This window comes from Klebsiella sp. WP4-W18-ESBL-05 (assembly GCF_014169075.1).
In the GTDB taxonomy this organism is placed as follows: domain Bacteria; phylum Pseudomonadota; class Gammaproteobacteria; order Enterobacterales; family Enterobacteriaceae; genus Kluyvera; species Kluyvera ascorbata_B.
In genome coordinates, this window is record NZ_AP022057.1 from 4466095 (window position 1) to 4486917 (window position 20823).

Annotated in this window: 25 protein-coding genes; 7 read left to right on the forward strand and 18 right to left on the reverse strand. The window is 55.6% G+C overall.

From position 1 onward, the window contains the following. Nucleotides 1-82: 82 nt before the first annotated feature. On the reverse strand, nucleotides 83-1732 hold the full coding sequence (locus tag H7R58_RS21345) for a methyl-accepting chemotaxis protein (RefSeq protein WP_182929590.1): 1650 nt from the start codon (nucleotides 1730-1732) through the stop codon (nucleotides 83-85). Between the two features lie 231 nt (nucleotides 1733-1963). On the opposite strand from H7R58_RS21345, the gene ytfE reads away from it, so the two are divergent. Beyond that, nucleotides 1964-2626, forward strand: coding sequence for an iron-sulfur cluster repair protein YtfE (gene ytfE, locus H7R58_RS21350; RefSeq protein ID WP_106927511.1), 663 nt, complete (start codon nucleotides 1964-1966; stop codon nucleotides 2624-2626). A 38-nt stretch (nucleotides 2627-2664) separates the two neighbouring features. Here the strand turns inward: ytfE and nudI are convergent, their stop codons facing one another. The 3 genes from nudI to fklB all read right to left on the reverse strand — a co-directional run bounded on the left by nudI (nucleotide 2665) and on the right by fklB (nucleotide 5576). Next, complete coding sequence (nudI, locus tag H7R58_RS21355) at nucleotides 2665-3090, reverse strand: nucleoside triphosphatase NudI (protein ID WP_106927509.1); 426 nt, start codon at nucleotides 3088-3090, stop codon at nucleotides 2665-2667. A 156-nt stretch (nucleotides 3091-3246) separates the two neighbouring features. Continuing rightward, nucleotides 3247-4653 (reverse strand): D-serine/D-alanine/glycine transporter, encoded by a 1407-nt coding sequence (cycA, locus tag H7R58_RS21360; protein ID WP_106927507.1) that lies wholly within the window; start codon nucleotides 4651-4653, stop codon nucleotides 3247-3249. Between the two features lie 302 nt (nucleotides 4654-4955). Beyond that, nucleotides 4956-5576: an FKBP-type peptidyl-prolyl cis-trans isomerase gene (fklB, locus tag H7R58_RS21365; protein ID WP_181358011.1), complete on the reverse strand. Its 621-nt coding sequence runs from the start codon at nucleotides 5574-5576 to the stop codon at nucleotides 4956-4958. A gap of 206 nt (nucleotides 5577-5782) precedes the next feature. Between fklB and H7R58_RS21370 the strand changes: the two genes are divergently transcribed. Beyond that, on the forward strand, nucleotides 5783-6421 hold the full coding sequence (locus tag H7R58_RS21370) for an OapA family protein (RefSeq protein WP_106927503.1): 639 nt from the start codon (nucleotides 5783-5785) through the stop codon (nucleotides 6419-6421). Nucleotides 6422-6508: 87 nt separating this feature from the next. Here H7R58_RS21370 and H7R58_RS21375 read toward each other — a convergent pair whose 3' ends face one another. The 5 genes from H7R58_RS21375 to rpsF all read right to left on the reverse strand — a co-directional run bounded on the left by H7R58_RS21375 (nucleotide 6509) and on the right by rpsF (nucleotide 9024). Beyond that, the gene (locus tag H7R58_RS21375; protein WP_182929591.1) at nucleotides 6509-7438 is read right to left on the reverse strand and encodes a DMT family transporter; all 930 of its coding nucleotides are present in this window, start codon (nucleotides 7436-7438) and stop codon (nucleotides 6509-6511) included. Nucleotides 7439-7584: 146 nt separating this feature from the next. Continuing rightward, nucleotides 7585-8034, reverse strand: coding sequence for a 50S ribosomal protein L9 (gene rplI / locus H7R58_RS21380; protein WP_106927499.1), 450 nt, complete (start codon nucleotides 8032-8034; stop codon nucleotides 7585-7587). Nucleotides 8035-8075: 41 nt separating this feature from the next. Beyond that, nucleotides 8076-8303 (reverse strand): 30S ribosomal protein S18, encoded by a 228-nt coding sequence (gene rpsR, locus H7R58_RS21385; RefSeq protein ID WP_000135199.1) that lies wholly within the window; start codon nucleotides 8301-8303, stop codon nucleotides 8076-8078. Nucleotides 8304-8307: 4 nt separating this feature from the next. Next, nucleotides 8308-8622 carry a primosomal replication protein N gene (gene priB / locus H7R58_RS21390; protein WP_064546888.1) on the reverse strand — a complete coding sequence of 105 codons (315 nt, stop codon included), beginning with the start codon at nucleotides 8620-8622 and terminating at the stop codon, nucleotides 8308-8310. 6 nt (nucleotides 8623-8628) lie between these two features. Continuing rightward, complete coding sequence (gene rpsF, locus H7R58_RS21395) at nucleotides 8629-9024, reverse strand: 30S ribosomal protein S6 (RefSeq protein ID WP_042321529.1); 396 nt, start codon at nucleotides 9022-9024, stop codon at nucleotides 8629-8631. 338 nt (nucleotides 9025-9362) lie between these two features. On the opposite strand from rpsF, the gene H7R58_RS21400 reads away from it, so the two are divergent. Further along, nucleotides 9363-9638 (forward strand): YdgH/BhsA/McbA family protein, encoded by a 276-nt coding sequence (locus tag H7R58_RS21400; RefSeq protein WP_106927495.1) that lies wholly within the window; start codon nucleotides 9363-9365, stop codon nucleotides 9636-9638. Between the two features lie 124 nt (nucleotides 9639-9762). On the opposite strand, the gene H7R58_RS21405 is transcribed toward H7R58_RS21400, so the two are convergent. From H7R58_RS21405 to ulaA, 6 genes are read right to left on the reverse strand one after another with little or no spacing between them, the layout of a single operon-like run. Next, nucleotides 9763-10446 (reverse strand): L-ribulose-5-phosphate 4-epimerase, encoded by a 684-nt coding sequence (locus H7R58_RS21405; RefSeq protein WP_182930677.1) that lies wholly within the window; start codon nucleotides 10444-10446, stop codon nucleotides 9763-9765. Then, entirely contained in the window at nucleotides 10446-11300 is an 855-nt protein-coding gene (locus tag H7R58_RS21410) for an L-ribulose-5-phosphate 3-epimerase (protein ID WP_106927493.1), read from the reverse strand. Before H7R58_RS21410 ends, H7R58_RS21405 begins: the two co-directional genes overlap by 1 nt. 9 nt (nucleotides 11301-11309) lie before the next feature. Beyond that, a complete protein-coding gene (locus H7R58_RS21415) occupies nucleotides 11310-11960 on the reverse strand; it encodes a 3-keto-L-gulonate-6-phosphate decarboxylase UlaD (RefSeq protein WP_106927491.1) in 651 nt (216 codons plus the stop codon). Nucleotides 11961-11973: 13 nt separating this feature from the next. Beyond that, nucleotides 11974-12441, reverse strand: coding sequence for a PTS ascorbate transporter subunit IIA (gene ulaC / locus H7R58_RS21420; RefSeq protein WP_106927489.1), 468 nt, complete (start codon nucleotides 12439-12441; stop codon nucleotides 11974-11976). 9 nt (nucleotides 12442-12450) lie between these two features. Further along, a complete protein-coding gene (gene ulaB, locus H7R58_RS21425) occupies nucleotides 12451-12756 on the reverse strand; it encodes a PTS ascorbate transporter subunit IIB (RefSeq protein ID WP_106927487.1) in 306 nt (101 codons plus the stop codon). Nucleotides 12757-12771: 15 nt separating this feature from the next. Then, the gene (gene ulaA, locus H7R58_RS21430) at nucleotides 12772-14169 is read right to left on the reverse strand and encodes a PTS ascorbate transporter subunit IIC (RefSeq protein ID WP_181358010.1); all 1398 of its coding nucleotides are present in this window, start codon (nucleotides 14167-14169) and stop codon (nucleotides 12772-12774) included. Between the two features lie 361 nt (nucleotides 14170-14530). Here ulaA and ulaG point away from each other — a divergent pair, with 361 nt between their 5' ends. Next, complete coding sequence (gene ulaG, locus H7R58_RS21435; protein ID WP_182929592.1) at nucleotides 14531-15595, forward strand: L-ascorbate 6-phosphate lactonase; 1065 nt, start codon at nucleotides 14531-14533, stop codon at nucleotides 15593-15595. A gap of 130 nt (nucleotides 15596-15725) precedes the next feature. Further along, nucleotides 15726-16481, forward strand: a complete 756-nt coding sequence (gene ulaR / locus H7R58_RS21440) for an HTH-type transcriptional regulator UlaR (protein WP_182929593.1) — start codon at nucleotides 15726-15728, stop codon at nucleotides 16479-16481. Here the strand turns inward: ulaR and yjfP are convergent. Next, complete coding sequence (gene yjfP, locus H7R58_RS21445) at nucleotides 16478-17206, reverse strand: esterase (protein ID WP_182929594.1); 729 nt, start codon at nucleotides 17204-17206, stop codon at nucleotides 16478-16480. The genes ulaR and yjfP overlap by 4 nt on opposite strands. A 204-nt stretch (nucleotides 17207-17410) precedes the next feature. Here yjfP and bsmA point away from each other — a divergent pair, with 204 nt between their 5' ends. Then, a complete protein-coding gene (gene bsmA / locus H7R58_RS21450) occupies nucleotides 17411-17719 on the forward strand; it encodes a biofilm peroxide resistance protein BsmA (RefSeq protein WP_219906269.1) in 309 nt (102 codons plus the stop codon). Nucleotides 17720-17847: 128 nt separating this feature from the next. Continuing rightward, the gene (gene yjfN / locus H7R58_RS21455; RefSeq protein ID WP_219906268.1) at nucleotides 17848-18123 is read left to right on the forward strand and encodes a DUF1471 family protease activator YjfN; all 276 of its coding nucleotides are present in this window, start codon (nucleotides 17848-17850) and stop codon (nucleotides 18121-18123) included. Between the two features lie 59 nt (nucleotides 18124-18182). On the opposite strand, the gene H7R58_RS21460 is transcribed toward yjfN, so the two are convergent. Continuing rightward, complete coding sequence (locus tag H7R58_RS21460) at nucleotides 18183-19805, reverse strand: isovaleryl-CoA dehydrogenase (protein ID WP_182929595.1); 1623 nt, start codon at nucleotides 19803-19805, stop codon at nucleotides 18183-18185. 185 nt (nucleotides 19806-19990) lie between these two features. Then, nucleotides 19991-20722: a 23S rRNA (guanosine(2251)-2'-O)-methyltransferase RlmB gene (rlmB, locus tag H7R58_RS21465; protein ID WP_106927471.1), complete on the reverse strand. Its 732-nt coding sequence runs from the start codon at nucleotides 20720-20722 to the stop codon at nucleotides 19991-19993. Nucleotides 20723-20823 lie beyond the last annotated feature (101 nt).

The following is a 20823-nucleotide window of genomic DNA, read 5'->3' on the forward strand; positions in this document are numbered from 1 at the left end:
ATTAATATAGGCCCGATAAGGCGTTTACGCCGCCATCCGGCAATCAAGGACCGGCACTCATGCCGGTCTTTGATGCTGGGCCTTAGAACGTTTCCCAGTTTGCTTCGGTCAGCGGCGCCGATTTAGCCGCTGGTGCGGACGTTCTTTTCACTGGTGTTTTCTGCATCGTCTGCTGGTGGTTGATTTTAAACACCGCCACGGTTTGATTCAGACGCGCGGCCTGTTCTTCCAGCGCGGCGGCGGCGCTGGCAGACTCTTCCACCAGCGAGGCGTTTTGCTGAGTCACGCGATCCATCTCGGCGACCGCCTGGCCGACCTGATCGATGCCGCGGCTCTGCTCATCGGAAGCAGAGGCGATTTCGCCCATAATATCGCTCACGCGGGTTACCGCATTCACGATCTCAGCCATCGTCTCTCCGGCCTCGTGCACCAGCGCGGAGCCGGCGTTGACGCGGTTGCCCGAGTCATCAATCAATCCCTTAATTTCTTTTGCCGCCTGGGCGCTGCGCTGCGCCAGCGTGCGGACTTCGCCTGCCACCACCGCAAAACCACGACCCTGTTCACCGGCGCGGGCGGCTTCCACCGCCGCGTTCAGCGCCAGAATGTTGGTCTGGAAGGCAATGCCATCGATCACGTTGGTAATTTGTGCGATTTTGCTGGAACTGGCAGCGATTTCATCCATCGTTCGCACCACGCCGTCGACCACGTTACCGCCCTTCTGCGCGGTCTCAGAGGCATTCTGCGCCAGCTGCGTCGCCTGACGCGCGTTGTCGGCGTTTTGTTTCACCGTCGCGGTGAGCTGCTCCATGCTGGCCGCCGTCTCTTCCAGCGATGCCGCCTGCTGCTCGGTCCGCGAAGAGAGATCGTTGCTGCCTGCGGAAATTTCACCCGCGCCGGTATAGATGGTGTCAGCGCCTTCGCGCACCACGCCCACCGTATTCGCCAACGACTGCTGCATGTCGTTGACGTTACGTGCCAGCAGCGCCATTTCGTTACTGCCTTCGGTATTGATGTTGTTGGTCAGATCGCCTTCGGCAATATGGCGGATATGCGCCATCACCTTATGCAGCGGCTTGAGCAGCACGCGTTGCATCGCGACCCAGCTCATCACGATGACCACCACAACCAGCAGCATAATGGCGCCCAGGGTCCACATAATACGCACATAGTCGCTTTCGTTCTGTTGGATGCCAGCGTTGGTCAACGATGCCTGTGCCGCACGCCACTCCTGGTACACCGCCTGCATGGCCTGCTGTTTCTGTTCGGCGTTTTGCTTGAACATCTCTTCCAGCTTGCCCTCTGCCAGCAGTTCGTTCATGCGCGCCAGCGTCGCGGAGTAGATGCCGTATTGCTTCTCAAGGCTGTCCGAGAGATGGCTATTCAACCCCGGCGTTTCCGGCAGTGCGTAATATTTGTCGTAGTGGCGTTTAGCCTCTGCCAACAGGTTGTTCGCCGTATCCACCAGCGTTTTCAGCTCCCCGCCGTTGACGCTACTTGCCATCGTCCCCTGCAGGCGCAGCATGCCACGGTTCAGGGTCACACGCGCCTGGTTAAGGCTAATCCACGCATCGGTAAACTCGGCCACGTTCTGGCTGGAGAGCTGCGAGACGGTAAAGTTCTGCTTGTCGTTATTCAGCGCGCGTACAAATACGCCCGCTGATATCAGCTGCATCGCGCCCAGCGCGACCAGCACGACAATCAGTACGGTAATCACTTTTATTCGTTTAAACATCATTTGCCTTTTTGTGCAGGTGGTCTGAAGTCTCACTATCGGCAGCCCAGCGGGGTTATTTAATCGATTCAGGTCCTACCAGCATGATTATCAATAAGATTCAGCACGTTAAAGGCACAATAATTTTTTGTGACGGCCATCACCTATATCCGCTCCCCATAAAGGGGTATATCCTTGTCGTAAAGATGCATTTAAAATACATCTTATATTATTGATGACGAGGTAACTGCTATGGCCTTTCGCGACCAACCTTTAGGCGAGCTGGCGCTCTCCATCCCGCGCGCATCCGCGCTGTTCCGTAAATATGATATGGATTACTGCTGCGGCGGTAAGCAGACGCTGGCTCGCGCAGCCGCCCGCAAGGAACTGGACGTCGACGTGATTGAAGCCGAACTGGCAAAACTGGCCGAGCAGCCGGTTGAGAAAGACTGGCGCACCGCATCCCTTGCCGAAATCATCGATTACATCATCCCGCGCTACCACGACAGACACCGTGAACAGCTGCCGGAGCTGATTTTACAAGCGACCAAAGTGGAACGCGTTCACGCCGACAAACCGAACGTGCCTAAAGGCCTGGCAAAATACCTGACCATGCTGCACCAGGAACTGTCCAGCCATATGATGAAAGAGGAGCAGATCCTGTTCCCGATGATTAAGCAGGGCATGGGCAGCCAGGCAATGGGGCCTATCAGCGTGATGGAAAGCGAACATGACGAAGCGGGCGAACTGCTGGAAGTGATTAAGCACACCACCAATAACGTCACCATTCCGCCGGAAGCCTGCACCACCTGGAAAGCAATGTATAACGGCATTAACGAAATGATCGACGATCTGATGGAGCACATCAGCCTCGAAAACAACGTGCTGTTCCCACGCGCGCTCAAAGGCGAATAAGATGACTCAGCGCCTCTCCTTGCGGGAGGCGTTTTCTATTACAGCAGCCCTTTCTGGCGGAAGGTTTCCCGCGTCGCCACGTTCAGGTCCATGTCGGCCAGCGCTTCGGGTTTCACCCAGGCGATCGCCTGAAATTCTTCATTGAAAGTGATATCCCGGTTGGCGCTCACGCAGTCAAAGATAAGATAAATCATATAGATCTGTTCGGTCGTTCCGTCGGCGTAGGTTTTTACCCGCACGTCATCGCGGAAGGTCCATGGCTTCACCTCGGTAATCTCCAGCGCTTCGCCCAGCTCTTCACCAATTTCGCGTCTCAGCGCCTCTTCCATGGTTTCGCCCGGCTCCATCCCGCCGCCGGAAATCGCCCACTGGCCGGGAAAAACGCCGCGGTCATCGGCCATTTTACACAGCAGGTATTCGCCCTCGTTTTGAATCACCGGGCAGACAATCGTTCTCTGACGCATTTCATCTCCATACGCTATCCGTTTGTGGCGGGGACGTTAGCACGTTGCGAAAAGTGGGGCTACGAGGCGGGGCTCAAAAATAAAGAAAGCGCCACGATGGGCGCTTTGTGTCGTTTCCCCTCACCTCGTTGGGTAGAGGGTTAGGGGGGAATTTGCTTACTTAGCCAGCTTGTTCTTACGCAGGAACATCCAGCCCAGGCCCAGCACGATAAACCAAATCGGCGTTACCATCAGCGCTTCGCGGGTATCCGCTTCCAGCGTCAGCAGCACCAGTACGAAGGCGAAGAACGCCATGCACACCCAGCACATCACTTTGCCCAGCGGCATTTTGTACTTTGAGGATTCGTGCAGATGCGGGCGCTGTTTACGGTACACCAGGTAAGAGCACAGGATAATCGTCCAGACGAACATAAACAGAATCGCCGATACGGTGGTGATCATGGTGAAGGCCGCAATGACGCTAGGGTTCACCATCAGCATAACGACGCCGCCCAACAGACAGATACAGGAGAAGGTCAGCCCTTTCGCCGGTACCGCACGTTTAGACAGCTTGGCAAACAGGCTCGGCGCCACGCCATCCTGCGCCAGGCCGAACAGCATACGGCTGGTTGAGAACACGCCGCTGTTGGCAGATGAAGTGGCGGAGGTCAGCACGACAAAGTTGATGATGCTCGCCGCCGCCGGCAGACCGACCAGCATGAACAGCTCAACGAACGGGCTCTTATCCGGCACCACGGAGCTCCACGGCGTCACCGACATAATGACGATCAGCGCGAAGACGTAGAACATGATGATACGAATCGGAATGGAGTTAATCGCGCGCGGCAGCGATTTTTCCGGATCTTTGGTTTCTGCGGCGGTGGTCCCCACCAGCTCAATACCCACGAAGGCAAACACCGCTATCTGGAAGCCGGCAAAGAAACCGCTGATACCTTTCGGGAACCAGCCGCCGTCGTTCCACAGGTGGGCGAACGACGCTTCGACGCCGGTCGGCGATTTGAAGTGCATCATCACCATCACCAGGCCAACGACAATCAGCGCCACAATAGCGACGATTTTAATCATCGCAAACCAGAACTCCATCTCGCCGAACATCTTCACGGTAGCGAGGTTGAGGCCCAGCAACAGCAGCACGACTGCCAGCGAGGCGACCCAGTCGGAGAGCCCGGGGAACCAGAATTGGGCGTAGGCGGTGATCGCCACCACGTCCGCCATGCCGGTCACCACCCAGCAGAACCAGTAGGTCCAGCCGGTAAAGTAGCCTGCCCACGGACCGAGCAGATCGGCGGCAAAATCGCTGAACGACTTATATTCCAGATTGGACAGCAGCAGCTCGCCCATTGCGCGCATCACGAAGAACAGCATAAAGCCGATGATCATATAAACGAAAATGATCGACGGCCCCGCGAGACTGATTGTTTTTCCGGAGCCCATAAACAGCCCGGTGCCGATGGCCCCGCCGATGGCAATCAGCTGAATATGCCGGTTAGTAAGGTTGCGCCGTAGCGACTGTTCAGCCGGCTCCTGCTCTGCGGCAGTAGCGACTTTTATCTGATCAACCATGTGATTTTCTTCCTGTTGTTTCTGTCTGTGTTGTGCGGGCTCTACTGGCCCTTTATGTCGTCATGCAAGACGATCCCATCTATAGGATGTCTCGATATTAGGTAAGAATCGGAGGGATGAATACTATGATTTAAATATAATGTTAATTATATGTTTAAAGTGAGTGTTATATCACCTCACCAATGGGAAACAGCTCACAAAAATACACGCAACAGCGCCATTTGCAAGATAAAATCCCAGGATATATCAAACTTAAGAATTTTGTGCCCTCTCCCCCAATGGAGAGAGGACAAAGGCAGGGCTTACAGGATTTCCAGCAGCTCAACCTCGAAGACCAGGGTGCTGAACGGCGGAATGGAGGCACCCGCGCCGCGCTCGCCGTAGGCCAGGCTGTGAGGGATAGTCAGTTCCCACTTCGAGCCAACCGGCATCAGGGTCAGCGCTTCGATCCAGCCTGCGATAACGCCGTTAACCGGGAACTCAGCCGGTTCGCCGCGCGCGACGGAGCTATCAAACACGGTGCCATCGATCAGTTTACCGGTGTAGTGTACTCGAACGTGGTCGGTACGCGCCGGGATCGGGCCTTCACCCTGAGTCAGTACGCGGAACTGCAGGCCGGATTCGGTGCTGTTCACGCCTTCTTTCTCACGGTTTTCTTCCAGGTATTTCACGCCATCTTCCGCCATTGCGGCAAAACGCTCGCGACGCACCGCGTCAGCACGTTCATGAATTTCACGCAGCGCGCGATGAACAACGTCAACCGGCACAGCCGGCTGTTTGCCTTCCAGCGCATCGGCGATACCGGCAACCAGCGCTTCCGGCAGTAAACCCTGCAAACCAGACTCGCTCAGCTGCTGTCCTACCTGCAGGCCAATGCCGTAGCTTGCCTGTGCTTCAATGGTGTCAAAAGTCGGGGTGGCCATCGTCTTTCCTTTCTTCGGGTATAAAGTAGCGGGCAGCATAGCAGCCGCGCCGCACAGGGTAAAACTTTGTGTCAGGAAAGATGACAAATTGCCGGGAAAAAGAAACAATACGCTAAGCCCATAGGATATGATGAACATACGCTTTGCCACGTTCATCAGGCAGTTATCTATAATGGATAGCAATGACACGGAGCAGGAGGAAAGCCATGCCCGGGAGATTTGAATTAAAACCTTTGCTGGAGAAAATCTGGCATGCGCCGGACAACCTTCGCATCCTGGATCCGCTGCCGCTCGCGCACCGTCGTGGCGTGATTATCGCTGCTCTGGCCGTCATTGTGGGCTTCTTGTTGCCTTCCGCTGACGACACGCCGGTCGCACCGGTCAGCCGTAGTGCGCAGCTGGACTTCCAGTCACAATCGCAGCCGCAGCCGGATGCGCAGCCGCTGCATGCCCAGCTGATTACGCCGTCGAGCGATCCGGACCAGGTCGCACCGGTCGCGCCAGAGCCGATTCAGGATGAGCAGCCGAGCGAACAGGCTCCTGCGCCGCGCACTCAGCCGTACCAGGAAAGCCGCAGCAGCGGCAACGAATGGCGCACCTATCAGGTAGAGGCCGGCAAAACGCTGGCGCAGCTGTTCCGTGACAATAATCTGCCGCCGACCGATGTCTACGCGATGGCGCAGGTTGAAGGCGCGGGCAAGCCGTTGAGCAACTTGAAAAATGGCCAGAAAGTGCAGATTCGTAAGAACGCCAACGGCGTGGTCACCGGGCTGACCATCGAATCCGACAACGGGCAGGTGCTGTTTACCCGTCAGCAGGACGGTAGCTTTATTCGCGCACGTTAATCATGTAGAGAGCCGGATGGCGGCTTTGCCTTATCCGGCCTACCAAAACCGTGAACGCAGGCCTGATAAGCGCAGCGCCATCAGGCATTACCGCTTCACCTTATTCACCCACCAAATCCCGGAACAGACCAGCACCAGCGCGATCGCGTATTTCCATTCCAGAATGTTTTCGCCCAGAAAAATCGCCGACAGCACGGAGCCCGACACCGGGATCAGGAAGTTAAACGGCGCAATCATCCCCACCCGGTTGTACTTGAGCAGAATACTCCACAGCGCAAACGCAACCGATGAAAGCAGCGTCAGATAACCAAGAATCGCCACCGATGGGAGACCGTGGAAGGTCAGCGTACCGCCGCTCAGATCCCCCCCTACCACCAGCGCCAGGCCGCCGATCGCCAACTGGTAGCCGGTCATCACCGTTGGATCGACCGTCTGCGAAATACGTTTACCGTACAGCGACGCCGCCGACAGAATAAACGCCGCCAGCACCACCGAACCGTCGCCCAACAGGCTAAAGCTGAAATCCAGCAGGCCGCTATTAAAATTCACCACCATCACCCCGGCAAAGCCGAGAATACAGCCGAGCGTCTTGTTATAGCTGAGCTTATCGTTCTGGTAGATAAAGTGCGCCAGCAGCACGCTGAAGAAAGTGCCGGTGGCGTTCATGATCGAGCCTTTCACCCCGGTGGTGAAGGCGAGGCCAATGTAGAAAAAGATGTACTGTAGCGAAGTCTGCGTCAAACCCAGCAGCGTCAGTTGGCCAAACTGCCGCGGGGTTAATCGGGCAATCGGTTTGCGCTGTGCCATGGCCAGCAGCAACAGCAGCATGCCGGCGAAGAGGAAGCGGTAGCCGGCAAAAACGATTTTGGTCGGGATGTCGTCGGCGGCGATCTGGAACAGCTCATACCCGCTCTTGATGGCAGGATAGGCGCTCCCCCACAGCAGACAGCAGAAGGCGGCACAGAGATAAACGATGTTCTTGCGGGAAAATAGCGGATGCTGGCGGAGAGTTTCCATTCTTTCACCAAAAATTAAAATATTGTTTTAATTTTTAGATTATCGCCAAAAGGATGAAAGATAGCCAGTTGAAAAGCGGTGGGCCAAAAAAGCAAAACGCCGGCACGAGGCCGGCGATTTGTTGTTATCAAAACGTGGGTTGCAGATTACTCAGCAACAACGTTGATGATAACTTTAGCGAACACTTCGCTGTGAACCTGGAAGTCCACTTCGTGCTCACCAGTGGTACGCAGAACGCCGTTCGGCAGACGAACTTCGCTCTTAGCAACTTTAACGCCTGCTGCAGTAACAGCGTCAGCGATGTCGCGAGTACCGATGGAACCGAACAGTTTACCTTCGTCGCCAGCTTTAGACGCGATGGTTACGGATTCCAGTGCGTTGATTGCTTCAGCACGTGCGTTAGCAGCGGTCAGAACGTCAGCCAGTTTAGCTTCCAGTTCAGCGCGGCGTGCTTCGAAGAATTCAACGTTTTTCTTGGTAGCAGGAACAGCTTTACCCTGCGGGACCAGGAAGTTACGAGCGTAGCCCGCTTTAACGTTAACCTGATCACCCAGGCTACCCAGGTTTGCTACTTTATCAAGCAGAATAACTTGCATTACCTTATCCTCTCAAAGTCGTATTAATGGACCGTGACCGATTACTGATGACGATCAGTGTACGGCAGCAGGGACAGGTAGCGAGCGCGTTTGATAGCGCGAGCCAGCTGACGCTGATATTTTGCACGGGTACCGGTGATACGGCTTGGGACAATCTTACCGCTTTCGGTGATGTAGTTTTTCAGCGTAGCGATATCTTTATAGTCGATCTCTTGAACGCCTTCCGCGGTGAAACGGCAGAACTTGCGACGACGGAAATAACGTGCCATATGGCTAGTCTCCAGAATCTATCAATTCAATCTGCTCGGCATGCAGTACCATTTTGCTCAGGCCATTCTTTGCTTTGTGGCAACAGATAAAGCCCTGCACGGTGACTGCGCTACCGACCGTTATACTGTGAGTAATGGCCTGGTTTTCCTGCCCGCTGATTATTACAGGCATTTGGCACCACGCCTGCCGGTGAAACCCGGCTTCCTCCTGCACAGAACGATGCTCAAGCACGAACTGGCAATGAGGAATTCCTGATGGACTGACCTTTCGAAGGGGCATCCTGCACACGGTGCCGGACAACACCAGACGGTTGGTCATCAGAAATTACTCTTCAGAATCCCCAGCTTCAGCATCATCTGCGGTTTCGTTAGCGAAATCATCGCGACGTTCACGACGCTCGTCTTTCGCTTTAACCATCGGAGATGCTTCAGTAACAGCGTGTTTAGTACGCATAACCATGCTGCGGATAACGGCATCGTTGAAGCGGAAAGTAGTTTCCAGCTCATCGATAACTTCCTGCGGCGCTTCAACGTTCAGCAGAACGTAGTGAGCTTTGTGCAGTTTGTTGATCGGATAAGCCAGCTGACGGCGGCCCCAGTCTTCCAGACGGTGGATCTTGCCTTCTGCACCAGTGATGGCAGCAGAGTAACGCTCGATCATGCCCGGAACCTGTTCGCTCTGGTCAGGATGGACCATAAAAACGATTTCGTAATGACGCATCGAATTGCTCCTTACGGATTATTCAGCCTCCTGTCTGGGTCAGCCGCGGCCCATGGAGGCAAGGAACGTGTTAAAGGGCGGCTGAAAAATTGACGCGTCATAATACTTGCGCCCCCCCAGAAACTCAAGTTAATTGCGCAAAAATTCGCACAAAGCGTGAAGCACACCTAAGTTAGTGATTTAAAATTGAACAGTAGCGGATGATGCATTTTTTTGAACGACAGCATCAGAAATGGTCGTGATACCTCTGCGAAAGAGTGGTTACACTTTAATCAGAAGCCCCCCATAGACACAGGAGAGCCGATTACCCCATCAGGACCGTGAGTCAGGAGTTGCGTATGAAAAATATCATTTTTGCCGCCATCGCGATGCTACTGGTTAGCGTTAGCGCACAGGCCGCCATTAAGATCGATAGCCATCAGGCGCGTAACATGGACGATGTCCACAGCCTGGGGGTTATCTATATCAACCACAATATCGCCACTGAGCAAGAGGCCGACCAGGCGCTCAGTCAGGAGAGCGACGCCCAGGGGGCAAAATTCTTCCAGCCTATCCTGGTGCATGAGCCGGGCAGCGGCGGGTTAATCCACGCCAGCGCAGCGCTGTACCGCTAGCCCCGTTCCCAACGCTTCGCCTCCGCCCGGGGGCGAAGTATCAAAAAGGCTCCGGAATCAGACCAGTAACATCCCGAAGGCGTACAAATCCCGGAGCACTGTATGATACACGTATCGTCGCCTATTACTGCCCATAGTAGGCGTCAGGGCCGTGTTTGCGCATGAAGTGTTTATTCATCAGATAAGCATCGATAGGCTGTAAGCCGGGGTTAATCCCGCGCGCGATCCACGCCATTCTCGCCACTTCTTCCATCACCACCGCATTGTGTACCGCGTCGTGTGCATCTTTACCCCAGGCAAACGGGCCGTGTTGGTATACCACCACGCCCGGCGTATGCATGGGCTCGCCGTCACCCAATGTTTCGATGATCACCTTGCCGGTATTGCCTTCATAATCGCCCTGCACTTCAGCTTCACTCAGCCCGCGGGTGCAAGGAATATCACCAAAGAAATAATCAGCGTGGGTGGTCCCGAGTGCCGGGATTGCCAGACCGGCCTGGGCCCAGGCCGTAGCGTGAGTCGAGTGAGTATGCACAATACCGCCAAGCGATGGGAAGCGACGATACAGCGCCAGATGCGTTGCGGTATCAGAGGAAGGCCGGAACGCCCCTTCCACAACGATGCCCTCAAGGTCGACCACGACCATGTCATCCACGCACATCGTCTCATACGCCACGCCGCTGGGCTTAATCACGACAAGACCACGCTGACGATCGATAGCGCTGACGTTGCCCCAGGTGAAGGTCACCAGCCCATAACGCGGCAAATCCATATTTGCCTCAAAGACCTGCTGTTTCAACGTTTGCATCATGCCGCCTCCACTAGCCCGGCGCGGGCCATCCGCGCTTTGACCCAGTCGCGCGCTTTCGCTACTTCGGCAATCGGATCGGCCGCCGTTTCGCTCCACATCTCAATCAGATACGGCCCGCAATAGCCGCTCTCCCGCAGCGTACTGAAGCAACGTTCAAAATCGACAACCCCTTCGCCAAACGGCACGTTCTTGAAGACGCCGGGTTTCGTGTCCTTCACGTGCACGGCCACAATGTGCCCTATACCGGCCTGCAGCTCCATCTGCACATCGTTATCCCAGGCCGACAGGTTGCCGATATCCGGGTAGAGTTGAAACCACGGGTTATTAAGATAATGCGCATAGCCCAGCGCCTTGCTGATGGAGTTCATCAATGGATAATCCATGATCTCCATCGCCAGCGTCACCTGCGCGCGGCTCGCCATTTCAACGCTCTCTTTCAGCCCGTCGCGGAAGCGGCGGCGCGTCTCGTCGTTCGCCTGCTGGTAGTACACGTCATAGCCCGCCAGTTGGATAACGCGAATGCCAATATCCTGAGCAAACTGGATGGCTTTACGCATGATCTCCAGCCCCTGGCGGCGAACATCGTCGTCTTCACTGCCGAGCGGGAAGCGGCGGTGCGCGCTAAGGCACATCGACGGCACCCGTACGCCGGTTTCCGCTATGGCGGCGATCAGCGCTAAACGCTGCTCGCGGCTCCAGTCGAGACGGGCCAGCCGCGCGTCGGTTTCATCCACCGACATTTCCACGAAATCAAAGCCAAGCGTATTCGCCAGCAGCAGTCTTTCCCGCCAGCACTCCCCTCCGGGGAGCGCTTTTTCATAGATGCCGAGCGGCGTCTGTTTCGTCAGCATAACCGCTCCTTAGCCCCAAAGCTGGGCGATGGAGCGTTTAAACTGGCGCGCGGCCTCCACCGGTGAGGCGGCATCGCGGATGCTGCGCCCGGCGATAAAGACGTGGATAGGAATGCCTTTAAACAGCGGTAAATCTTCCAGCGCCAGTCCACCGGTGACGGTGACTTTAAAGCCCATATCCGCCAGGCGTTTGATGGCGCTGATATCCGCCTCACTCCACGCCACGCCAGCCGCCTGCGCATCACGGCTGCGGTGATACACCACCTGCCCGATACCCGCCGCGCGCCACTCTGCCGCCTGCTCCCAGGTCCAGAAGCCGGTCAGCTCAATCTGCACGTCACCGTTGAATTCCTTCGCCACATCCAGCGCGCCTTTCGCGGTGTTGATATCCGCACAGCAGATCACCGTTATCCAATCGGCATTCGCTTCAAAGCACATCCGAGAGAGAATTTTGCCCGCGTCGGCAATTTTGGCGTCCGCCAGCACGATTTTGTTTGGGTACAGCGCCTTGAGGTCGCGAACCGCACGCACCCCTTCCGCCACGCACAGGATGGTGCCGACTTCAATAATATCCACTTCATCGGCAATCAAACGCGTTGTTTCATAAGCTGAAGCCATTGATTGGTTATCCAGCGCAACCTGCAACATCGGTAATGACATTTCACTCTTCCTTTTAAACGGCCGCCGCGTTGGCGTTATCAATTAAATCGAGCACTTCCTGCGCGGTGCGGCAGGCGCGTAAGCGGTCAAAATTAGCTTCGTCATCAAACAGATTGACGATCTGCATGATGCCCACTTCCTGGTGCGTATTGGCGTCGACCGCCGCCATGGTGATCAGGATATCGACCGGATCGTTATCTTCGTGGTTAAACACCAGCGGCGTTTTTAGCGTGACCAGCGCAAAACCGGTTTTCTTCACCCCCTCTTCCGGGCGGCCGTGCGGCATTGCCAGGCCCGGCGCAATCACAAAGTAGGGTCCATGCTGGGCCACGCCATCAAGAATGGCCTGGTAATAGCGCGGCTCAACAACATCGGCCTTAACCAGAAGGTCAACGCCCAGCTTGACCGCTTCCTGCCAGGTTGCCGCGTCGGCCTGTAAAAGAATGGCGTCGTTATCCGCCAACGAATCGCGTAATTTCATGGCGCGTCCTTACTTCACGTCCTGCGGAAAATGTTCTTTGATCACGTCTAACAGCTTCGGACCAAAGTCAGCAGGCGACAGCATGTTGCGCACGCCAACCACGTATTTATTGCCCGACACGGTAATTTCACCGGCAATATGGGTAGAGGCGATAATGATATCGGCCCCGGCCAGCTCGCTTTTGTACTCCCCTACCGCGCAGCTGTTAACCGTATGGTCAATGTTGGACTGCGTCAGGAACTGATCTACTTTCATCTTCATAATCATGGAACTGCCTTGCCCGTTACCACATACGGCCAGAATACGTACGGTCATAGTCAAAACTCCTTATTAAGCAGAGGCGTCTGCCAGTTGTTTTTCAGCATCTTCCTCAGCGCGCAGCGCGCGTCCGGCGAAGACCATATAAGCCAGTGCAATCACAATAATGACGGCCATAAACACGATGCCGACGGAGGCGAAGCCTTGCATCATCGGCGGCGCCAGAATTGACCAGTCAGCCATGCCCATCCAGGCGCTCATGCCGGTCAGCTTCACCGCCCAGACGCAGCCGAAGATTTCAATCATCCCCATCACCAGGCAAATCTTGAGCGCAGCGCGCCAGCCGCCAAAGTGGTTGGCAAACACGCCGATGGTGGCGTTGGAGAAGAACATCGGGATAAAACCGGGAATAATCAGAATAGAGGAGCCGCAGCCCACCAGAATTGCCACGGCAATCAGCTGGCCGATAGTGCCCCACATAAAGCCCCACACCACCGCGTTCGGCGCGAAGCTATAGATAGCCGCACAGTCGATAGCCAGCACCGCACCGGGGATCAGGCGCTGGGAAATACCGTTAAACGCTTCGGACAGTTCCGCCACAAACATGCGCACGCCCTGAGTGATGATGAAGATCGCCACCGCGAACGAGAAACCGGTTTGCAGGATATAGACCGTCCAGTGGGTTTTCCCCGCCATGGCCTGAACCACATCAATGCCGAAGGAGAGCAGGATCGCGCCAAAAAAGAGGGTCATCACAATCGCCGTGGAGACGATGTTGTCATGGAAGATATTCAGCCAGCCAGGCAGCTTGAGATCTTCAACGCTTTCCTCTTTCTTGCCCAGATATGGCGCGACTTTATAGGCAAGCCACGAGGCGAACTGCTGCTGGTGACCAATGGAGAAGCCGCAGCCATCCGTCACTTCCTGCGTCGGCTTATACATCATGTTGGACGTAATGCCCCAGTAGAGCGACACCAGCACCGAAGTGCAAATAATGGTGGTCCACATGGAATAACCACAGATATAGAAGAACACCGCAATCAGACCGGCCTGCTGGAACATAATATGGCCGGTAAGCATGATGGTGCGAATGCCGGTGATGCGCCGCAGCAGCACGTAACAGATATTGAGCGCCAGCGCCAACAGCACCGCGTACCCAACCCAGCTATAGGCGTCGCCCATGCGCTCGATAGTCGCCATCATTGAAGCGTAGGTATCAGAAATGGCGCCATTGATCCCGTAAACCTCGGACATTTTCGCCACAACGGGTTTGAACGTACTGGTCAGGATGCCGGACCCCGCCTGTAAGAGCATAAAGCCGATGATCGTTTTGATGGTGCCTTTGATTATCACGCTCACGCTTTTACGCAGCAGGATGTAGCCGATGCAGGTCACGATACCCAGCAGCAGCGGGGCGTTGGTCATCACCTGATTAAAAAAGACGGTAAAGATGTTGTAGAGGATCTCCATAACGCTCTCCAGTAAATGAGGGAGCTGAACCAACAGCCCTGTTCAGCCGGGTGACACACACTCTAATAATCAAAAATAATCACAACAAGATTTAATTTGATTAAGTGTGATGCACGCCGCAATAATAAACCTACTGTTACAATGGAATAGAGATCCATCGAATACCGTTAAAAATAATCAATTCAAATCAATTAAATAGATAAAAAACATAGATTAAAGCCAGTTTCTATAGTGATGCTGGCGGTGGTAAAACGTCTCTTCCGCTGAAAACACCCCATTGCAATCGTGAAAAAACGGTGAGATTATTAATCACAATAAATCACCAAATGATCGCAAATGACATATTCAAGAGGAAAACACGATGAGCAAAGTAGAGACCATCTCGCGAGAATCCTGGATCCTGAGCACGTTTCCGGAGTGGGGAAGCTGGCTGAATGAAGAAATTGAGCAAGAACAGGTCGCACCAGGCACCTTTGCCATGTGGTGGCTGGGCTGTACCGGAATCTGGCTGAAATCAGAAGGCAGTGCCAATATCTGCGTCGATTTCTGGTGCGGCACCGGGAAACAAAGTCATGGTAACCCATTGATGAAACAGGGCCACCAGATGCAGCGCATGGCAGGGGTCAAAAAATTACAGCCCAACCTTCGCACCACGCCTTTTGTGCTGGATCCTTTTGCTATTCGCCAGATTGATGCCGTGTTGGCCACGCATGACCATAACGATCATATCGACGTGAACGTTGCCGCCGCCGTCATGCAGAACTGCGCCAGCGACGTGCCGTTTATCGGCCCACAAACCTGCGTTGACCTGTGGATCGGCTGGGGCGTGCCAAAAGAGCGCTGCATCGTGGTCAAACCGGGCGACGTGGTGAAAGTGAAAGACATTGAAATTCATGCGCTTGACGCCTTTGACCGCACCGCGCTGATCACGCTGCCGGCAGATCAAAAAGCCGCAGGCGTGCTGCCGGACGGCATGGACGCCCGCGCGGTGAACTATCTGTTTAAAACGCCGGGCGGTACGCTTTATCACAGCGGCGACTCCCACTACTCCAACTACTACGCAAAACACGGCAACGAGCATCAGATTGACGTCGCGCTGGGCTCCTACGGCGAGAACCCGCGAGGCATTACCGATAAAATGACCAGCGCCGATATTCTGCGTATGGGTGAAGCGCTGAACACCAAAGTCGTCATCCCCTTCCACCACGATATCTGGTCAAACTTCCAGGCCGACCCGCAGGAAATTCGGGTGCTATGGGAAATGAAGAAAGATCGCCTGAAGTACGGGTTCAAACCTTTCATCTGGCAGGTTGGCGGCAAATTCACCTGGCCGCTGGATAAAGACAACTTTGAATACCACTACCCGCGCGGCTTTGACGACTGTTTTACCCTTGAACCAGACCTGCCGTTCAAATCGTTCCTGTAATTAGCGCAGTGACTTCCCGGCGTCTCCCGCCACGGTGAGACGCCGTTATCCGCCACCCAGACAATAGTTTTAGTATTTTAGCGACATTTCAAATATCATCTTTACTCATCATTTTTTTTCGGATTAGCTCATGACGGAAGCGCAAAGACATCAGATTCTACTGGAACTGCTGGCACAAGCGGGCTTTGTTACAGTAGAGCAGGTGATTTCCCGTCTGGGGATCTCACCCGCGACGGCACGCAGGGACATCAATAAGCTGGATGAAAGCGGCAAGCTGAAGAAAGTGCGCAACGGCGCCGAAGCCATCAGCCAGCAGGCACCGCGTTGGTCGCCGATGAACATTCACCAGGCGCAGAATCACGACGAGAAGGTACGTATTGCCAAAGCGGCTGCTCAGCTGGTCATGCCGGGCGAAAGCGTGGTGATCAACTGCGGATCGACCGCCTTTCTGGTCGGCCAGGAGATCTGCGGCAAACCGGTACAGATCATTACTAACTATCTGCCGCTGGCGAATTACCTCATCGACAAAGAGCACGACAGCGTCATTATTATGGGCGGGCAATATAATCGCAGCCACGCCATTACGCTCAGCCCGCAGGGCAGCGAGAACAGCCTCTATGCCGGGCACTGGATGTTCACCAGCGGCAAGGGGCTGACGGCAGAAGGGCTTTATAAAACCGATATGCTGACGGCGATGGCAGAGCAGAAAATGTTGAACGTGGTCGGCAAGCTGGCGGTACTGGTCGACAGCAGTAAGGTTGGCGAGCGCGCGGGCATGCTGTTCAGCCGCGCCGAGGAGATCGATCTGCTGATTACCGGTAAGCAGGCTGACGCCACGATCCTCAAAAAGCTTGAGGATCAGGGCGTTCAGGTGATTCGCGTTTAAAGCCGCTCGCGGAAAAACGCCACTGCACCGTCCAGCGCCTCGGGGGTAATACGATGCCGCACGCCGGCCTGCCAAAGGCAGGTTAATCGCGCATCCAGCCCGGCCTCGCGCAGCGCCTGTTGAAGGCGGAAGGTTTCCCCGGCGGGAACCACATCATCCTCTTCGCCGTGCCACAGCAGCAGCGGACGGTCGGCAAGAGCCGCCAGCTGGTGACCCACCTCCCATTTCGCCAGCAGCGGCTGCAGGCGTGCCTGCTGTGCCTCCGGCGCAGGGAAGAGCGTGGTTGCCAACGACGTAAAATAGCCCGAGCCCATCAGGCTGGCCACGCATTTTAACTCGGGATGCTGCGCCATCAGCCCCAATGCGGTCATACCGCCCATTGACGCCCCGGCGACCGCCAGACGCCCCTCGCTGACCAGTCCGCTGGTCAGCAGCGCATCACGCAGCGGGGAGAATTCGTTAAAATTCTGCAGCAAAATCTGCCAGAAACGCTGCAAACGCCCCGCGCTATCGCCGTTAAAACGCTCGCCGTGCTCGGCCGCGTTGGGCATGACCACCCGAAAACCCGCCTGTGCCAGGGCGACGGCAAAATAGCTATACACCACGTTAGAGGACGTAAAACCGTGATAAAACACGATGGTAGGCAACGCTTTTTCTGCACATCCCTTAGGGTAAGCATGCAGAATTTGTTGCCCGGCCAGGGTGCGCGTTTCCAGTTCAATCATAGGGCTTCCTTTAACGATGATGAGATATGATACGAAAATTGATGCACTAATATGACGACAATACCCCTGATTGATAACATTGAGAACCCGGTTACGGTTTCGTGATATTTTCATTCGAAAATAGCGCTATGGTTAACAAATCAGGAACATTAACCCAAAAGGGAAATTTTTCCCCACTACACTATGGCTATCAGGAAACGGGAAATGGCGATAAAACGGTTAATCCCACTGTTGCTGGCGCTCTTGCTGAGCGGTTGTAGTTTGCTGGAAGGCTCGCCTGAAGCGCCGCCTCCGGTCACCGACCACCCGCAGGAAATTCGCCGCAACCAGACGGAAGGTTTGCAGCGCATGGGCACGGTTAGCGCACTGGTCTACGGCTCGCCGATGGACGTTGAAGAGACGATTAAGGCGAAAGTCGCCGCGCAGAAAGCGGATTACTACGTGATCGTGATGATAGACGATACCGTCGTGCCGGGGCAGTGGTACTCCCAGGCCATCCTCTACCGTAAGTAACCTTGAGCAGTTTTACATTGGTTTGCACCGTTTCACGTTTCCCTGATGCACAATGACGCCGCTATCGAAAAACAGGATATGCGTCTGCTATGGACTGCCCTACTGGGTTATGTGAAATGGAGCTGACGATGAAACAATCACTTACCTTATCTACCCTGCTTTTGCCGGGCGTTTCGCACGCTGCTGCGGCGCAATCAGCAGAATTCGCCAGCGCAGATTGTGTCACCGGGCTCAATGAGATCGGGCTGATTTCGGTGAACAACGTGACCGGAAGCCTGGAAGACGTCGAACAGGTGATCGCCCGCAAAGCGGATGAACAGGGCGCATCCTGGTATCGCATTGTTCAGATGTACGAAGAACCCCAGCCGGATAACTGGCGTGCACAGGCGATTATCTATGCCTGAGACCAGCCTATAGTGGAAGATGCGTTATTGTGTCACGCCTCTTCCACTCCCCCAATGGTTTACCTTCCCCCGCCCGTTGCCCGATGTAATACTTCGCTTATCACCTGTTCATGCAGCAGCACCCCGCCGCGCGGATCGAGCATCATTCGACACCAGGCCTGAGCCATCGGTGGCGACGCATAGCGTAGCATTTGTGCCCCCACGCCCAGCAGATAAAGCTGACCGGTGATTTCCCGGCCCTGCGCTTCACCAGGCCGACGTAGCCGCTGCTGAAGCTGACGCCAGTGGCGGTCGAAATGACGGTCCTGGCCTTTCACGTCTGCACACTCGGCGGCCAGCAGCGCGACGGCATCCGGCTGCTTCATCAGTACGCGCAGCACATCGAGGCACATAATATTACCGGAGCCTTCCCAGATACTGTTCACCGGCATCTCACGGTACAGCCGCGGCAGCTCGCTCTCTTCACAGTAACCTACACCCCCGAGCACCTCCATGGCCTCAGCGACAAACGGAATCCCCGCCTTACAAATGGCGAACTTCGCGGCAGGCGTAAACAGCCGCGCCCACAGCGCCTCCTGCGGCACGTTCGGCTGGCCCCAGGCGCTGGCGAGGCGGAACATAAACGCCGTCTGCCCTTCCAGCTGAAGGGCCATTCGGCCCAGCACCTGACGCATGAGCGGCAGGTCAACCAGATTATGGCCAAACGCCTGACGCTGGAAAGCGTGATATAGCGCCACCGAAAACGCGCGGCGCATCAGACTATGGCTGCCCAACGCACAGTCAAAACGCGTCAGACCGCCCATTTTCAGGATCTGGCGAATACCGTCGCCCTCTTCACCAACCGCCCAGCCCAGCGCCTGCTGAAACTCCGCTTCGCTGCTGGCGTTCGCGCGATTGCCGAGCTTATCTTTTAAACGCTCAAGACGAATGGCGTTGCGCGAGCCATCGGGCAGAAAGCGCGGGACGAAGAAGCAGGTCAGCCCACCGCGAGCCTGTGCCAGCACCAGATGAGCATCGCTTTGCGGTACCGAGAAAAACCACTTATGTCCGGTAAGCTGGTAGTTTCCCTCGGCAAGACGCTCCGCGCGCGTACTGTTGCTCAACACATCGGAACCGCCCTGCTTTTCGGTCATGCCCATGCCAATCAACAGCCCGCGTTTCTGCACGCCTGGCTGCTGATGCGGATCGTAGCGATCGCTCAATAATGCCGTTCGCCATTCGGCAAACGCCGTCGGCAGCGCCTGGAGCAACAGCGGCGTCGCGGCAAAGGTCATCGTAATCGGGCACAGTGATCCGGATTCCACCTGCGCATGGAGCATAAAGCGTGCGGCGCGCGCCACAAATGCGCCGCTGCGTGCCTCCACGTCCCAGGGAAGGTTATGCACGCGGTTCGCACACAGCCCCTGCATCAGCAGATGCCAGGCGGGATGAAAGCGCACATCGTCCAGCCGCTGGCCCTGCGGATCATAGCGTAAGAGTTCAGGGGGATGAGCGTTGGCGAGCCTGCCGAGCTCCAGCGATTCGGCGGTGCCAAGCTGTTGGCCGATGCTCGCCAGCAGCTCGCTGTCCCAACCAGCATCATAGCGGGTCACCGCATCACGTAGCGCAACGTCAGATAAAAACAGGTTACTGTTATTTAAGGGAATAGGTTGATTAAAAACGGTATGTGTTTGCCAGTTCATTGTGTCTCCCTCCGTCAATGGGCAACCTTTTAAGTATGGACGGTCGGGGGAGATGCACAATAAAAAAGCCACCCGAAAGGGTGGCTTAGGTCATACAGAGCGTGGTTTGACGCAGAACCCGGCGGCGCTTCGCTTGGCCGGGCTACAGGATTTGTAGGCCTGATAAGCGTAGCGCCATCAGGCGGTTAGCTGCGCTGACGTACCGCCTCAAACAGGCAGATGCCGGTTGCTACGGAGACGTTCAGCGACGACACGGTGCCCGCCATCGGAATGCTGATCAGCTCATCGCAGTGTTCGCGAGTCAGACGACGCATGCCTTCACCTTCCGCCCCCATCACCAGCGCCATGGAGCCGGTCATTTTACTTTGGTACAGGGTATGCGTAGCTTCACCGGCAGTACCGACAATCCAGACGTTCTCTTCCTGCAGCATACGCATGGTGCGCGCCAGGTTGGTCACGCGGATCAGCGGTACGCTTTCCGCCGCGCCGCAGGCGACTTTTTTCGCCGTAGCGTTAAGTTGGGCAGAGCGATCTTTCGGCACGATAACCGCGTGCACGCCCGCCGCATCGGCGCTACGCAGGCAGGCGCCCAGGTTATGCGGGTCGGTCACGCCATCAAGAATCAGCAAGAACGGGTTGTCGAGCGAAGCAAGCAGATCCGGCAGATCGTTTTCCTGATACTGACGCCCCGGCTTAACGCGCGCAATGATCCCCTGGTGCACGGCACCTTCGCTTTTCTCATCGAGGTACTGACGGTTCGCCAGTTGGATCACCACGCCCTGCGCTTCCAGCGCATGGATCAGCGGCATCAGACGCTTATCGTCGCGGCCTTTCAGAATAAACACTTCCTGAAAACGTTCAGGCGCGCGCTCCAGCAGTGCCTGCACTGCGTGGATGCCGTAAATCATTTCACTCATTGAACATACTCGTTTGTGGCGGTGTGCGCCGGGTTAATTAGGCCGTGAATCGAGGTCACTTGCGCCTATTATAACCGACAAAGCGTTCAAATCGACTTTTG